Origin of the sequence: Streptomyces sp. NPDC014870, from assembly GCF_043081505.1 — a bacterium.
Taxonomy (GTDB): domain Bacteria; phylum Actinomycetota; class Actinomycetes; order Streptomycetales; family Streptomycetaceae; genus Streptomyces.
Genome location: NZ_JBIBWQ010000008.1, coordinates 304,534 through 318,263, shown reverse-complemented (window position 1 = coordinate 318,263; position 13,730 = coordinate 304,534). Strand labels below are relative to the sequence as shown.

Below are 13,730 nucleotides of genomic sequence, written 5' to 3'. Positions count from 1 at the left end.
GCCATGCCGACGAACCGGGGCGCGGCGCGCGGGGACGACAGGGGGCAGGTGGCCGTCGAGTTCCTCGGCATGGTCCCGCTCATCCTGATCACGCTCGTCCTGCTCTGGCAGTGCGTCCTGGTCGGCTACACCTTCACGCTCGCCGCCAACGCGGCCGACGAGGCCGCCCGCGTCTGCGCGGTGGGCGGCGACTGGGACGCGGCGGGGAAGCGGCACGTGGGCGAGGCGTGGTCGGCTCGGGTCAGCTGCCCCGCGTCGGGAGACCTGGCCCGGGCGACGGTGAAGCTCAAGGTCCCGGTCCTCGTCCCCGGCACGGTCTCGTTCCCGTTCTCGGTGACCGGTGAGGCCGGAGCCGTACGGGAGGAGGTGACCGGGGGATGACCGGACGACGGGACACCGGCACACGAGGGGGCCGCGTGCGCGACGGCGTGCGCGAGGGCGTCCGCGATGGCGGTCAGGCCCGTCGCGTGCGTGACGGCGTGCGCGACCGCGGTCAGGCCGCCGTCGAGTACCTCGGGTTCCTCCCCGTCCTCCTCCTCGTCGCCCTCGCCGGCATCCAGCTCGGCATCGCCGCCTACGCCGCCCAGCAGGCCGGCACGGGCGCGCGCGCCGCGGCCCGGGCAGCGGGCCACGACGATCCGACGCTCGACCCGCGGACGGCCGGCCGGTCGGCGATGAGCGACTGGCTCACCGCACGCGTCGGGGTGAGCGAGGGCGGCGGCGAGGCCGTCGCCACCGTCACCGTGGACATCCCGTCCGTCGTCCCCTTCTGGGACTTCGGGAACATCACGAAGCGCGCCACCATGCCCGTACCCGAGGAGGGCGAGTAGCTGCCATGAGTCTGCGAGCCCGGATCAGCACCCCCGACGACACCGGCGTCGGCGGAGCCAGGGAGGACGGCCACCTCGTCGCCACCTTCCGCGCCAAGCTCCTGGAGGAGATCGACCTCACCGAGATGTCCGCGCTCGTCGCCACCGAACGGCGCGCCCGCCTCGAACGCGTCCTCGGCCACATCATCAGCCGCGAAGGCCCGGTCCTCTCCACCGCCGAACGCGCCCAGCTGATCCGCCGCGTCGTCGACGAGGCCCTCGGCCTCGGCGTCCTCGAACCGCTCCTCGAAGACGCCTCCATCACCGAGATCATGGTCAACGGCCCCGACCAGATCTACATCGAACGCGCCGGCCGGGTCGAACTCCTCCCGCTCCGCTTCGCCTCCCACGAACAACTGATGCAGACCATCGAGCGGATCGTCTCCACCGTCAACCGCCGCGTCGACGAGTCCAACCCGATGGTCGACGCCCGGCTCCCCTCCGGCGAACGCGTCAACGTCATCATCCCGCCGCTCTCCCTCACCGGGGCGACCCTGACGATCCGCCGCTTCCCGCGCGCGTACACGCTCCGCGAGATGGTCGGCCTCGGCTCGCTCGACGAACAGATGGTGCTGCTGCTCGCGGGTCTCGTCCAGGCCAAGTTCAACGTGATCGTCTCCGGCGCCACCGGCACCGGAAAGACCACCCTCCTCAACGCCCTCTCCGAACTGATCCCCGACGGCGAACGCGTCATCACCATCGAGGACTCCGCCGAACTCCAGCTCCGTCAGGCCCACGTCATCCGCCTGGAGAGCCGCCCCCCGAACATCGAGGGCCGCGGCGCGGTCACCATCCGCGACCTCGTACGCAACTCCCTGCGCATGCGCCCCGACCGGATCATCGTCGGCGAGGTCCGCGGCGGCGAAACCCTCGACATGCTCCAGGCCATGTCCACCGGCCACGACGGTTCCCTCGCCACCGTCCACGCCAACTCGGCCGAGGACGCCCTCATGCGGCTCCAGACCCTCGCCTCGATGTCCGAGGTCAAAGTCCCCTTCGAGGCGCTCAGGGACCAGATCAACAGCGCCGTCGACGTCCTCGTACAGCTCACCCGGCACCCCGACGGCACCCGCCGCGTCACCGAGATCGCCGTCCTCGCCTCGCGCGGCCGCGAACGCTTCACCCTCGCGACCGTCTGCTCCTTCCGCGCCCAGCCGCTCGCCGCCGACGGCCGGGTGTACGGCGCGTACGCCTACCACCCGCTGCCGCGCCGCGTCGCCGACCGGCTCTACCTGGCCGGCCAGCCCGTCCCGCAGGCCTTCGGCGTCGCCACGTCCGACGACCAGCTGACCACCCGAGAAGCGCAGTAGGAGGAGGGCACACACATGCTTTCGTCGACGTGGCCGGTGACCGGCATCGTGCTGCTCGCCTGCGTCCTCGGGGTGCTCGGCATCCACACGTACGCGCGCGGCACCGCCGACCGCGCCGCCCTGGTCGCCCGGCTCGCCCAGAGCGGCGAGGCGGAGAACACCGGGCGCCGCAGGCGCCGTTTCCGTACCCTCGACCGGCGCCTGCGGCGCACCGCGTTCGGCCGGAAGCTGGAACTGCGGATCTCCGCCACCGGCCTCGACGTGACACCGGGAGAGTTCGTCGCCGCCATGACGGTGCTCGTGCTCGCCCTGTGGATCGCGGGCCAGGCCGTCCTCTCCCCGTTCTTCGGCCCCATCTGCGGCCTCGTCGGCATCTGGGTCGCCCTGGGCTTCCTCAACTGGCAGCGCCAGAAGCGCATCGAGAAGTTCATCAACCAGCTGCCCGAACTGTCCCGGATCCTGGCCAACGCCACCCAGGCCGGACTCGCCCTGCGGATGGCGCTCAGCATGGCCGCCGACGAACTCGACGCACCGGCCGGCGACGAACTGGAGAAGGTCGCCCAGCAGCTCGCCGTCGGCACGTCCATCGACGACGCGCTCGGCGAACTCGCCGAACGCCTCCCGTCCCGCGAACTCGTCGTCCTCGTCACCACCCTCGTCCTCGCCAACAAGGCGGGCGGCACGGTCGTCTCCTCCCTCCGCAACCTCACCGAGACCCTGGAGGAGCGCAAGGAGACGCGCAGGGAGGTCCGTACGCAACTGTCCCAGGTGAACCTCACGGCGTACGCGGTCCCGGTGATCGGCATCGGCTCCCTCCTCCTCATCGACAACATGCAGCCGGGCGCACTGGACCGGATGACCGGCTCGGGCCTCGGCCAGGTCGCCGTCGTCGCCGCGTTCGCGCTCTACGTCGTCGGCTTCGTGATCATCCGCCGCTTCTCGAAGATCGACGTATAAGGGACCGGAACCGGAACTGACCATGGACCTCCTCCTCGCACTGGCCGCCGCCCTGTCCGTCACCGGCATCCTCTACGGCATCCGGCTCTACCGGGCCGACGCGAAACTCCCCGACGACCTCCAACTCGCCCTCGAGATCGGCTCCACCCGCACCGGCGCCGTCTACTCCGTCGTCGACCGGCTCGGCATGCGCTACTCGGCCGCCGTCCTGCGCGCCATGGGCCCTAAGCGCGTCGCCACCGTCCGCCGCCGCATCGACCTGGCCGGAAACCCCGGCGGCCTGACCATCGACCGCTACGGAGCCCGGCGCGCCGTCTACGGCTTCCTCGGCGGCTTCGGCGGCCTGATCATGCTCTCGGACGGCGACGTCCTCGTCGCGCTGCTGCTCTTCGCCTTCGGCGCGTTCTGGACCGAGGTCGGCATCTGGTCGGCCATCCGCATCCGCAAGGACCAGATCGAACGGACCCTCCCGGACTTCCTCGATGTCCTCGCGGTCGTCGTCTCCGCCGGCCTCGGCTTCCGCCAGGCCCTCGACCGTGTGGCCGAGAAGTACGAAGGCCCCTGGGCCGACGAACTGCGCATCACCCTCCGCCAGATGGACATGGGCGTCAGCCGGCGCCAGGCCTTCGACGAACTGCGCCGCCGCAACGACAGCGAACAGGTCGCCCAGTTCGTCACCGCCCTGCAGCAGGGCGAGGAACTCGGCGCGCCGATCGTCGAGACGCTGATACAGATCGCCAACGACATGCGCCGCACCGACGCGCAGAACGCCCGCAGGAAGGCCGCGAAAGCGGTCCCCAAGGCCACGATGGTGATCACCACGCTCATGGTCCCGGCGACGATGATCCTGCTCGGCGCGGGCCTGTTCCTCGGCTCGGGCACCAACCTCGGCTCGATCACGGGGGAGTGAGGTGAGGACCCGATGACGCTCAGAGTGCTCGTCGCCGACGACAACCCGGTCGTCCGCGCGGGCCTGCGCGCCCTGCTGGACGCCGCGACCCCCGACATCAGGGTCGTCGCGGAGGCGCGCGACGGCCGCACGGCGATGGACGAGACCCGCCGCACCCGCCCCGACGTCGTGCTCCTCGACGTCCGCATGCCCGTCGTCGACGGCCTCACCGCCCTGCCCCACCTCGTGCGCGTGGCCCCCGTCCTCATGCTCACGCACAGCGTGGAGACGGAGATCGTCCAGGAAGCCCTCCGCCTGGGCGCAGGCGGCTACCTCGTCCACGGCGAATTCACGGCGGAGGAACTGGTGACAGCCGTCCGCGACGTCCGCGCAGGCCGAGCCCGCTTCACACCGACGGCGGCGAACGCCTTGGTGGGCGTGGTTCGCGGTGCGACTGCACACGGCGGCGTACGGCCAATTGTCTCGACCCACCGCAGATTTCCCACACCCTCTTCGCAGCTGCAACCAAATGTGGCACGCTTTGGGCTGAGCGTGAGGGAGGGGGAGGTGATGGACCTGATCGCATCGGGCCTCAACAACCGGCAGATCGCCGACACATGCTTCATCAGCGAGAAGACGGTCAAGAACCACATCAACCGCATCTTCGCCAAACTCCACGCCACGTCGAGAAGCGAAGCCATAGCAGCCTGGCTGGGAACAAGGGCAGCCTCATGACCGCGGACGCCGGCGACGTTGGCGACACCTCCGTCAAGAACCCCTGGGCCCGTGTTTGGGCCTACGGGCCCTGTGGGGAGGAGGTGGTGTTGACGTACCGTGCCCGTGCCGAACTCGGCAGCGGCACGGGGATGTACGAATCCGGAGGGGACGACGACCATGAGCGACCTCATGCTGAAGGCTGCGACGAAGGCAAAACTGCACTTCGACACCTGGACCCGCACGAGGACGACCAACGACCGCGGCCAGACGGCGGTCGAGTACCTGGGGATCATCGTGGTGGTCGTGGCGATCGTGGTGGCGATCAGCGGGACGGACATCGGCAACACGATCAAGACCGCCATCTCGAACGAGATCGCCGACCTGATCGACTAGTTCGCATTCGCAGAAGTGCGGATGCAGGGCAGGCGTTTCCTATCTACATCACAGTCATGGCGGGTCTGCTCTTCCTCGCATTCGCCTACTTCGTGGTCGGGCAGGCAGCTGCGACGCGGAACGGTGCGCAAACTGCAGCGGACGCGGCGGCGCTGGCTGCGGCTCAAGACGCCCGTGATCAGCTGAGGGATGGCTGGGTTTCGGTCATTGCTGACCCTTCTCAATGGGGTGAATTCCTGGCGGGCGGAGAGTACGACGTCGAGGCCGCATGCGATCGTGCTGCCTCCTTTGCGGCGAAGAACGGCACAGAGCTCTGGGGAGAAGGCTGCGTCGCTCTTCCCGCCGGGGACGACGGGTTCAGGGTGGAGGTGCGCACTCTGGAATCCGTCGGCCGCTCAGTCATTCCCGGAACAGAGAGCCAGCATGCTGTGGCCGCGGCGACCGCAGTGCTGAAGCCGCTCTGCACGTTTGACGCTCCTGAACCGACCCCCGAACCTGAGCCGTCTCAAGCGGACCCGGACCCGGAGCCCGACCCGGAGCCTACGCCGACCCAACCCGCCCCGATCGTCGGGCTCACGTGCGACGGTGTCTCGTGGACGATCGACCCCGACGATCCGGAGCTTCCTGGCGCTGCAGATCTCTTCACCGTTCGACTGGCCGGCTGACAAACGAAGGAATCCCGTTCATGAGTTCTCGGTACGCAACGACGGCCCTCAGAAGGTGGGTTGTGGCGGTCACAGCGGCCGGTCTGGTCCTCGGCGTAGCTGGCTGCGGGAGTGACGACGATCCTCCGACGACCCCTGCTTCCGCGAGCTCCTCCAAGCCCAGAGGCGAAGGCGACAAGGAGCCTCAGTCGGAGGAGCCACAGGCGCCTGAGGAAACCTTGGCTGTACTCAATGGACAGGACGGCTTCGAGTTGACGATCACGTCGGTCCAGCGCGACGCCGGGGGCTTCCTGACTGTCAAGGGAAGGCTGACGAATACCTCGGAGAGGGCCAGGGCGCTTCCTGCGGGAGTGAAGGGCAATGAGACCGAAGTGCTGGAGCACGGAAGCTCCTTGGGAGGTGCGACTCTGGTGGACGCCATCGGGAAGAAGCGCTACTACGTCCTCCGAGACACGGACGGCAGGCCACTGACCACCACCGGCCTCGACATCTTCCGGGCGCAGGCCTCGTCCGAGGTCTTCATGCAATTCCCCGCACCCCCCGCCGGCACCACCGAAGTCACCTTCCAACTCCCCACCTTCGAACCCGGCACCATCAAACTCTCCTGACGGACGCCGCCATGACACCCCGCCGCCTCGCCCCCCTCGCCGCCCTCACCCTCCTCCTCTACGCCACCGCCGCCGGCCCCGTCCTCGCCGACGATCCCCCCAACTCCACCTCCAGCGCCTCCCCACCCCCCGAGATCGACGCGAACTCGCCCGAGCTGATGCTGCCCGACGGGGCCACCCTCGCCGCGCCCAAGGTCCTCGACATCAAACAGGTCGTCGAGGAGGAGGGCGGCGAACAGCGGCGCGAGGACACCAACGTCGACGTGACCTTCGCCCTGCAGGCCGAGGTGCTCTTCGCCAAGGACAGTGCCAAACTCGGCCCGGCCGCCACCGCCCGTATCGCAGCCATCGCCGTCGAGATCAACAAGCAGAACTCCAGCCGCGTCCGCGTCTTCGGATTCACCGACGACCTCGGGACGTACGAACACGGGCTCAAGCTCTCCAAACAACGTGCCGACGCCGTGCAGCAGGAGCTCGCCAAAACGCTTGACCCCGGCAAGACCTTCGACATCCGCGGCTACAGCGAGGACTACCCGATCGCCTCCAACGCCACCGAAGAAGGCCGCACCAAGAACCGACGGGTCGAGATCTCGTTCCCCCGAACGTCGAGCAATTGAGGGAGCCTCGCCGTCCACGCCGACATGCGACACGTCCTCGGCGCGGAGAGGTGGCCCGGGGCGGGCCCGGTACGTGAGTCTCTGGCGCCGGCCGCCCTCGTTCCGAGCGTGGCACCCTCCGGCGGTGCGTCAAGGGCGCTCCCTGCGGTCGCGTCGGCTCCGCCGATTCCGCTCCGCTCCACCCTTGACCCACCACCTCCGGGCGCCCTTGGACACTCGGAGGGCGGCCCGGGGTGAGGGCCGCGCTGGAGCCCGTCCGGTGCCCGGGGCCGCGCAGCGGCTGCAGGTCAGAACGGCGCGGCAGCGCGATGGGGCGGCCCGGCCACGGCTCAGCGTGGAACGCCGGGCTGGTGGCAGAGGCTCGTACTCCGCTGGTGACGGTCCGGTGAGCGGCGAGCGGCGAGCGGCGAGCGCCAAGCGGCGAGCGGTAAAGCGGTGAGCGACCCGGGCGGATCAGAGCGGCGCGAGGAGCATGAGGATCTCATCGCGGTCGTCGCCGGCGGCGAGCCACAGAGCGCCGGGCCACCGACCGACCTCCCTCCACCCGAGCCGCCCATAGAAGTCCTCCAGGCCGGCACCGCCCCGAGCGGCGAGGCGCAACTGCTCCAGCCCCATCTCCTCCTTGGCGACCCTGCGCACCTCTTCCAGGAGGGCACGCCCGACACCCCGTCCACGTACGTCCGTACGAGTCTGAACGTGGTGGACGGTGCCCCAATGCGCGATCAGCTCGAACCGGTCGCGACGGACATTGAGCCACCCTGCGAGTTCCCCGTCCAGGGAGGCCAGGAGCAGCCGGCTCGTATCGGGTGAGAGCGACTGGGCCAGGCGATCGAGAGCCGGAACCACCGTCGCGGCGTCGACGGGCGCGAAGGGAAACCCTGCCGCTCCACCCGCATTCGTCACCTCCACCCAACACGCGGCGAGCGCGCGCCGCAGCCGCGGTGTCGCGTCGTCCGGAGAGACGAGTTGCTGGAAAGCGAGCACGGAGGCCATTCCGCGATCATGCCACCCACCCTCGACCGTGTACGCGCCCCAGTTCGGCCGTAACTGCGACGTACTAGAAGAGAGAGCGGCACGGCACGCCGCCGGGAACCGTATTCCCGCCGCCACGCGGTCAGTTCGCTGCGCTTACGGCACCGCTAGCTGCCCATACGCCGTGGCCGCACTCACTCGTCGCTCATACGATCCCGGCATGACGAATACGGCGTGGCGCGTCGCTCTCGGCGCGGTGGCTGCCGGCAGCAGGTGCCTTCTTCGGCGCCGTCTCGTGTCTTCTCATGGGCCAGCAGACGCGGCACTGGGTCGCTGCCGCCGTCCTGGCGTTGATCGGGTCCGCCCTGCCGCCGCTTGTCGTCCACCTGCGGAATCGCATGCGGCGTGCCGGGCGTCGAGCAGATGCGAACGGCTAGCCGTCCTGGACGCGGGCCGGGCTCGTCCGCGTAGAGGGAACCATGCGCGGGGTTCGGCCAGACCGCGCAGATCGGGAACGGGTTCGGGTTCTGACTCGGACCCGGTGATCGGGTCAATGAGCCTTCGGGTGCCCCTGAAGTTGAGCGCGGAGTGAGTGGGCGATCCGGTCTGCCTGGTCAGGCGTCACTCGCTCCTGCTCCGGCCGCCGAAGCAGCTCGAAGATGCCCGGCCCACGATGCTCCCGCTGCAGATCCGTCATGCGCGGAACGATGTGGAAGTGCACGTGCGCGAAGCCTTCGGCTTCGGCGAATTGCACGACATAGGTCTTGGTGCAACCCGTCACGCTCCGCAGAGCACGGGAGAGTTTGACCTGCCACACCCCCAAGGCAGCCGCCTCGGCGTCGGTGAGGTCATGAACCGCGGCAACGTGACGCCGAGGCAGCAGCACCAGCCAGCCGGGCAGCGCGGTGTTGAAGGCGTGGACCACCCGCCAGTGCCGGTCATGAGCCACGCACTCGCGTGGTGGAAGGTCGTCGAACCCTGCTTCTTTGCTGCATGGGTAGCAGTCGGGAGTCGTCATGAACTGAGAGCGTATTGACGCGTACCCGCCCACGGTGCCGTGCCCCGGACCGAGCTGCCGCGCCCGGCCCCCACCCCGGCCGCCCTCCGAGTGTCAAAGGGCGTGCGGAGGTGGGCGGTCAAGGGTGGGCGCAGCCCATCGCGTAGCGACGCGACGCAGGAGCGCCCTTGAGGGCCCGCCGGAGGACGCCACGCTCGGAGAGAGGGCGGCCGGTGCCAGAGGCTCACGTGGGACGCTCACGTCAAGTACCCCAGCGTCGCGCGGATCGTGGCGACCACGGCGTCCGGGCGGCGGAAGACGTCCTGGGCCGTGAAGCGCAGGACCCGGCGGACCTCCGGGCAGTCGGCGAGGTCGTTGTAGCGGCGGACGTCGCGATCGTGGGCCTGGCGGGTGCCGTGATAGGCGTACCCCTCGATCTCGACGGCCAGCCCCGCCCGCCGGAACAGGAAGTCCGGGCGCAGCCTGCGGCCTGAGCGGGACCCGAGGAGTGGCTGGGACTCCGGGCGCAGACCGGCGTCGCGCATGTGGAGGCGGGCGACCGTCTCCGCCGGCGAGCCGCACGCCGGGTCCGCGAGCTTCAGCCACCTCCGGGCCGGGGCGGCACCGGGGCGAGGCGCCGCCAGCTCGGCCACGAGCTGGGCGTGGTGGACGAGCGGTTCGCGGCGGACGCCCCGGACCGTGCGCCGGGACAGCGCCGAGTCCGCCACCACAACCGCCGCCTCGCGTGTCACGCACCTCCGCATCAGGTCGCCGACCGTCCGCGCCGGACCCGTCGTCCGGAGACCCGCGCGCATGACGCAGTCAGCGTCGGCCAAGTAATCCGTGGAGTACACGCGCACGCCCTCGGCCGACCTAGACGAATGCGGACGGCTCACGGTGAACTCGACGACATCCACTCCGCCAAAACCGCCAGGACTACCAGAGCCGCCAAAACCGCCAGAACCGCCAGAACTACGCGAGCCGCCAGAATCGCCGGAGCCGCCGGAGCCGCCGGAGCCGCCGGAGCCGCCGGGGCCGTTCGCGCCGTCCGTACCGCCCGTGCTGCGCGCTCCGTCCATGCCGTCCGCGTTGCCGGCGCTGGTTCGGCAGCCGTTGGCCCCGGGGCTGCCGCGCCCGCCCGCGCCAGCCGCACGGACCGGCCCACCTGCACCGCCCGGTCCACCCGCACCGTCCCTGCCACCCCGGCCAGCCGCGCCACCCCACCTACCCGCGCCGCCCGCGCCGCCCGCGCTGCCTGTCCCACCCGCGCCGCCCCGGCCGTTCGGCCGGTCCGGCGTGCCACCTCCTCCCGGGGGGTCCCCCACCCCCACCCCCTCCCCCCAACCCCCGAGTACCTCGATCCGGTGCAGTGCTGCCGCCGTGCCGTGGCTGCACACCAGCTCCGGGCGGAGCAGTTGGTGGGCGCGGGCGCGGACGCGCCAGTCGACGTCCTTGCCGGGGACCGCCCACGCGCCGCGGCAGATGCGCTGCCAGCCCTCCGCGCGCAGCTGTCTCCCGATCTGGCCGCCGCCCATCGGCCACCCCGCTTCGTACGCCCGCACCGTGAGGAGCACCCCGCCCCGGGCGACCCTCACCAACTCCTCCGTCTCTCCCGCCATGACTCAACGATCCACGGACGGGGGATTATTCGCATCCCCTGTGGATAACTCCTGCCGTCATGCCGCATCCTGGTGCGAACGGGCGCAGGGCCCGCACCGAAGTGGACTGCCGATGACGACCACATCCCCCAGCGTTCGGCTGGTCAGCGACCTGGTGACACACATCCCCGAGTTCCGGGGAGCGTACGAGTCCCATGTCTTCAGCCAGGGCGGTGTGCTGCCGCACGTCTTCTTCTGGGACGTCGTCCAGAACTGCGTGCGCTCCTTCCTCGGGGAGGATCCGGGCGCGGCCGACTGGCGGCGCACGCTCGACTTCCTGGAGGAGCAGAGCGCGCGCGGGGAGCTCGGTGTCGACGAGGTCATCGTGACCTCGTTCCTCAACGACCTGCCGTACCCGCACGAGCCCGGCCACGCCATCGTCCAGGAGCTCGGCCCCGTCATGGCGGCGAGGTTCGTCCGCATCCGCCCCGGCGGCTGACAGCCCGCCCCCGAGCCGGCCCCGGACCTCCTCCCTCCCCGGACCTCCCCCCGACACCGCCCTCCCGGGCCCCCTCCGCGCGCCGGACATAATCGAGCGCATGTCCCCAGACCGGCCCCGTCCACCCGGCGAGCCCGATGGAAGCGACGTGCCCGATGCGCGCCGATCCGTCGAAACGCCCGCCGCCACCCCCAGCCCCACCCCCGTTCGCACCTCCACCCCCGTTCGCACCCCCACCCCCGTTCGCACCCCCACCCTCGCGCTCGTCGGCTACGCCGCCACTCGCGCCATCGGCCTCGCGATCCTCGCTCTCGCCGCCGTCGCGACCGGCAAGGACGGGCTGCACCGGCTGAGCGGCCGCTGGGACTCGGTCTGGTATGTGCGCATCGCGGAGAACGGCTACGGCCACCAGGTCACCCTCGCCGACGGCAGCGTCCACTCCGACCTCGCCTTCTTCCCCCTCCTCCCCGCGCTCGAGCGAGGCCTGTCCGCCGTCCTCCCCGTCGACGCGGCCACCGCCGGGCTGCTCGTCTCCTGGACGGCCTCGCTCGCCGCCGCCTGGGGTATCTACGCCGTCGGCGCGCATGTCGCGGGACGGCGGGCCGGGGTCGTGCTCGCCGTCCTCTGGGGCGTGTACCCGACAGCGTTCGTCCAGTCCATGGCGTACACCGAGACGCTCTTCACCGCTCTCGCCGCCTGGTCGATCCTGGCCGTGCTGCGCGGGCGCTGGATCCTCGCCGGCGCGCTGTGCGCGGTCGCCGGGCTCACCCGGCCGACGGCCGCCGCGCTCATCGCCGCGCTGGGCATCACGGCCGTCGTCACCGTCGTACGGGAACGGAAGCTGCCCGCCCGCATGGTGGCCGGTGTTCTCCTCGCGCCGCTGGGCTGGCTGGCGTACGTCGTCTACGTGGGCGTCCGCGAGGGCAGCGCCACCGCCTACTTCGACGTCCAGGCCGCCTGGGGCAACTCCATCGACGGCGGGGTCGCCCTCGCCCGCTTCATCTGGGGCCTGCCGCCGCTCGCCGGGCTCGGCCTGGTCGCCGCGCTCGCCCTGCTCGGCTGGCTCGTCGTCCTCTGTGTACGGCAGAAGCAGCCCTTGCCGCTCCTCGTGTACACGATCGCGGTCGTGGTGATCTCGCTCATCGGCGCCGCGTACTTCGGTTCCCGGCCGCGCCTGATGATGCCCGCGTTCGGGCTCCTCCTGCCGCCGGCCGTGGCGCTCGTACGGCTCCGGCCCCGCAACCAGGTCCTCGTGCTCACCGGCCTCGCGCTCGCGTCCGGCGCCTACGGCGCCTTCACGCTGCTGGGTTCGGGACCTCCGTGACCTGTACGTACGCGCACTCCGACACGCGTACTCCGACACGCGTACTCCGACACGCGTACTTCTACACGCGCACTCTCCTACACGCGCACTCCTACGCGTACACCCTTCCGCAGTCCCCAGCCCGCCATGGTCCCCGCCTCCGCCTCCAGCACGTGCCGGGCGCGCGGGCGCACCAGGCCGAGCCGTCCGGGCTTCATGGTCACCACGTCGAGGACGGTGAAGTCGCGGTCCAGGTATGCCACGTCCAGGGCGAAGCGCATGCCGAAGGTGTGGATGCTGTTGGTCGGGGTGATGAGCATCGCCCCGTCGATGCCGTCCCTGCCGAGCAGGCCGCGCCGCCGGGCCCGGTAGGAGGCCGCGATCTCCAACGGGATGGGTGGGATCGGGCGGGCCGGTTCGGTCCCTGAACTGTGATCGTCCCCTACGAGCAGGCTCCCCGTGCCGTCGCGCCACTTCCCCGGTCTCCCCATGGGGGAGACGGTAGCGGTGCGGCTGGGTAGGGTGCGGCGGGTGTTCGCCACGCTGATCGCCGTCGCCGCGCTCTGGGGTGCCGCAACCGGGCTGCTCGTGCCGCGCGCCGCGTACCGGCTGTCGGTCGAGCCGGAGGAGCCGTGGCGCGACACCTGCGAGGCCGGTCACGTCCTGGCCGGCCCGGCGCGCGGCTGGATCGGCGCCCCGGGCTGCCCGGCCTGCCCCGGACGGCCACGTTCCCCCGTCCCCGCGCTTACCTCCACCCCCGCCTACGCCCTCACCCCCGTCCTCCTCACCGCCCTTTCCTGCGCCGTGCTCGCCGCCGCCACCGGGCCCCGGCCCGAGCTTGTCGTGTGGCTGCTCTGCGCGCCGTTCGCCGTGCTGCTCGCGACCGTCGACGTGCGCGTGCACCGGCTGCCCGACCTGCTCACGCTCCCGCTCGCCGCCGCCACCCCGCTCCTCCTCCTGGGCGCCGAACTCCTCCCGTACGACGCCGGTTCCTGGCTCCATGCGCTGCTGGGCGGAATCGCCCTGGGGGGTGGCTACTTCGTGCTGCACCTGATCCGGCCGGGAGGGATGGGCTTCGGCGACGTCAAGCTCGCGCTCTCCCTCGGCGCGGCCCTCGGCTGGTACGGCTGGGGTGTTCTCTTCGCCGGGACGTTCGCGGGCTTCCTCCTCGGCTCGCTGTACGGGCTCGGTCTCGTCCTCGTCCGCCGCGGGAGCCGGAAGTCGGCGATTCCGTTCGGGCCCTTCATGATCGGCGGGGCGCTGCTCGGGCTGCTCCTCGGCGCGCTCTCCGCCTCCCCTTGAGGTTCGCGACCTAGCATTCGGGCACATGCGGACA

The 13,730-nt window shown here is 70.9% G+C and carries 17 protein-coding genes; 13 read left to right on the top strand and 4 right to left on the bottom strand.

Going from position 1 to position 13,730, the window contains the following annotated elements; genetic code table 11:
• Positions 1-3 precede the first annotated feature (3 nt).
• From ACF09C_RS24125 to ACF09C_RS24080, 10 genes are all read left to right on the top strand, one after another.
• Positions 4-381: a TadE/TadG family type IV pilus assembly protein gene (locus ACF09C_RS24125; RefSeq protein WP_392094141.1), complete on the top strand. Its 378-nt coding sequence runs from the start codon at positions 4-6 to the stop codon at positions 379-381.
• On the top strand, positions 378-830 hold the full coding sequence (locus ACF09C_RS24120; protein WP_392094139.1) for a TadE/TadG family type IV pilus assembly protein: 453 nt from the start codon (positions 378-380) through the stop codon (positions 828-830). The genes ACF09C_RS24125 and ACF09C_RS24120 overlap by 4 nt, the downstream gene beginning before the upstream one ends.
• 5 nt (positions 831-835) lie before the next feature.
• Positions 836-2,179 carry a CpaF family protein gene (locus tag ACF09C_RS24115; RefSeq protein WP_392094137.1) on the top strand — a complete coding sequence of 448 codons (1,344 nt, stop codon included), beginning with the start codon at positions 836-838 and terminating at the stop codon, positions 2,177-2,179.
• Between the two features lie 15 nt (positions 2,180-2,194).
• Positions 2,195-3,136, top strand: a complete 942-nt coding sequence (locus ACF09C_RS24110) for a type II secretion system F family protein (protein ID WP_392094135.1) — start codon at positions 2,195-2,197, stop codon at positions 3,134-3,136.
• Between the two features lie 22 nt (positions 3,137-3,158).
• Entirely contained in the window at positions 3,159-4,046 is an 888-nt protein-coding gene (locus tag ACF09C_RS24105; RefSeq protein ID WP_392094133.1) for a DUF5936 domain-containing protein, read from the top strand.
• Between the two features lie 12 nt (positions 4,047-4,058).
• The gene (locus ACF09C_RS24100) at positions 4,059-4,760 is read left to right on the top strand and encodes a response regulator (protein WP_392094131.1); all 702 of its coding nucleotides are present in this window, start codon (positions 4,059-4,061) and stop codon (positions 4,758-4,760) included.
• 159 nt (positions 4,761-4,919) lie between these two features.
• Positions 4,920-5,135 carry a Flp family type IVb pilin gene (locus ACF09C_RS24095; RefSeq protein ID WP_392094363.1) on the top strand — a complete coding sequence of 72 codons (216 nt, stop codon included), beginning with the start codon at positions 4,920-4,922 and terminating at the stop codon, positions 5,133-5,135.
• A gap of 5 nt (positions 5,136-5,140) precedes the next feature.
• Positions 5,141-5,800 carry a pilus assembly protein TadG-related protein gene (locus tag ACF09C_RS24090; protein WP_392094362.1) on the top strand — a complete coding sequence of 220 codons (660 nt, stop codon included), beginning with the start codon at positions 5,141-5,143 and terminating at the stop codon, positions 5,798-5,800.
• 20 nt (positions 5,801-5,820) lie between these two features.
• Complete coding sequence (locus ACF09C_RS24085) at positions 5,821-6,408, top strand: hypothetical protein (RefSeq protein ID WP_392094129.1); 588 nt, start codon at positions 5,821-5,823, stop codon at positions 6,406-6,408.
• 11 nt (positions 6,409-6,419) lie between these two features.
• On the top strand, positions 6,420-7,025 hold the full coding sequence (locus ACF09C_RS24080) for an OmpA family protein (protein ID WP_392094127.1): 606 nt from the start codon (positions 6,420-6,422) through the stop codon (positions 7,023-7,025).
• A 453-nt stretch (positions 7,026-7,478) separates the two neighbouring features.
• On the opposite strand, the gene ACF09C_RS24075 is transcribed toward ACF09C_RS24080, so the two are convergent.
• The 3 genes from ACF09C_RS24075 to ACF09C_RS24065 form a co-directional block, all read right to left on the bottom strand.
• The gene (locus tag ACF09C_RS24075; RefSeq protein WP_392094125.1) at positions 7,479-8,018 is read right to left on the bottom strand and encodes a GNAT family N-acetyltransferase; all 540 of its coding nucleotides are present in this window, start codon (positions 8,016-8,018) and stop codon (positions 7,479-7,481) included.
• A 529-nt stretch (positions 8,019-8,547) separates the two neighbouring features.
• Entirely contained in the window at positions 8,548-9,015 is a 468-nt protein-coding gene (locus ACF09C_RS24070) for an HIT family protein (RefSeq protein ID WP_392094123.1), read from the bottom strand.
• A 236-nt stretch (positions 9,016-9,251) separates the two neighbouring features.
• Positions 9,252-9,809, bottom strand: coding sequence for an endonuclease domain-containing protein (locus ACF09C_RS24065; protein WP_392094121.1), 558 nt, complete (start codon positions 9,807-9,809; stop codon positions 9,252-9,254).
• 916 nt (positions 9,810-10,725) lie between these two features.
• Here ACF09C_RS24065 and ACF09C_RS24060 point away from each other — a divergent pair.
• Positions 10,726-11,091, top strand: coding sequence for a hypothetical protein (locus ACF09C_RS24060; protein ID WP_392094120.1), 366 nt, complete (start codon positions 10,726-10,728; stop codon positions 11,089-11,091).
• Positions 11,092-11,239: 148 nt separating this feature from the next.
• Entirely contained in the window at positions 11,240-12,415 is a 1,176-nt protein-coding gene (locus ACF09C_RS24055; protein WP_392094118.1) for a hypothetical protein, read from the top strand.
• Positions 12,416-12,492: 77 nt separating this feature from the next.
• Here ACF09C_RS24055 and ACF09C_RS24050 read toward each other — a convergent pair whose 3' ends face one another.
• The gene (locus ACF09C_RS24050; protein WP_392094116.1) at positions 12,493-12,885 is read right to left on the bottom strand and encodes a DUF192 domain-containing protein; all 393 of its coding nucleotides are present in this window, start codon (positions 12,883-12,885) and stop codon (positions 12,493-12,495) included.
• A 40-nt stretch (positions 12,886-12,925) separates the two neighbouring features.
• Here ACF09C_RS24050 and ACF09C_RS24045 point away from each other — a divergent pair, with 40 nt between their 5' ends.
• Positions 12,926-13,696, top strand: coding sequence for a prepilin peptidase (locus tag ACF09C_RS24045; RefSeq protein ID WP_392094115.1), 771 nt, complete (start codon positions 12,926-12,928; stop codon positions 13,694-13,696).
• The last annotated feature ends 34 nt before the right edge of the window (positions 13,697-13,730 follow it).

Bases quoted from the DNA above. Each gene is read 5' to 3' on its own strand.
- ACF09C_RS24075 (WP_392094125.1), bottom strand. From the start codon at position 8,018: ATGGCCTCCGTGCTCGCTTTCCAGCAACTCGTCTCTCCGGACGACGCG.
- ACF09C_RS24115 (WP_392094137.1), top strand. From the start codon at position 836: ATGAGTCTGCGAGCCCGGATCAGCACCCCCGACGACACCGGCGTCGGC.
- ACF09C_RS24125 (WP_392094141.1), top strand. From the start codon at position 4: ATGCCGACGAACCGGGGCGCGGCGCGCGGGGACGACAGGGGGCAGGTG.
- ACF09C_RS24050 (WP_392094116.1), bottom strand. From the start codon at position 12,885: ATGGGGAGACCGGGGAAGTGGCGCGACGGCACGGGGAGCCTGCTCGTA.
- ACF09C_RS24105 (WP_392094133.1), top strand. From the start codon at position 3,159: ATGGACCTCCTCCTCGCACTGGCCGCCGCCCTGTCCGTCACCGGCATC.
- ACF09C_RS24070 (WP_392094123.1), bottom strand. From the start codon at position 9,015: ATGACGACTCCCGACTGCTACCCATGCAGCAAAGAAGCAGGGTTCGAC.
- ACF09C_RS24120 (WP_392094139.1), top strand. From the start codon at position 378: ATGACCGGACGACGGGACACCGGCACACGAGGGGGCCGCGTGCGCGAC.
- ACF09C_RS24085 (WP_392094129.1), top strand. From the start codon at position 5,821: ATGAGTTCTCGGTACGCAACGACGGCCCTCAGAAGGTGGGTTGTGGCG.
- ACF09C_RS24080 (WP_392094127.1), top strand. From the start codon at position 6,420: ATGACACCCCGCCGCCTCGCCCCCCTCGCCGCCCTCACCCTCCTCCTC.
- ACF09C_RS24095 (WP_392094363.1), top strand. From the start codon at position 4,920: ATGAGCGACCTCATGCTGAAGGCTGCGACGAAGGCAAAACTGCACTTC.
- ACF09C_RS24100 (WP_392094131.1), top strand. From the start codon at position 4,059: ATGACGCTCAGAGTGCTCGTCGCCGACGACAACCCGGTCGTCCGCGCG.
- ACF09C_RS24065 (WP_392094121.1), bottom strand. From the start codon at position 9,809: ATGCGCGCGGGTCTCCGGACGACGGGTCCGGCGCGGACGGTCGGCGAC.
- ACF09C_RS24060 (WP_392094120.1), top strand. From the start codon at position 10,726: ATGACGACCACATCCCCCAGCGTTCGGCTGGTCAGCGACCTGGTGACA.
- ACF09C_RS24110 (WP_392094135.1), top strand. From the start codon at position 2,195: ATGCTTTCGTCGACGTGGCCGGTGACCGGCATCGTGCTGCTCGCCTGC.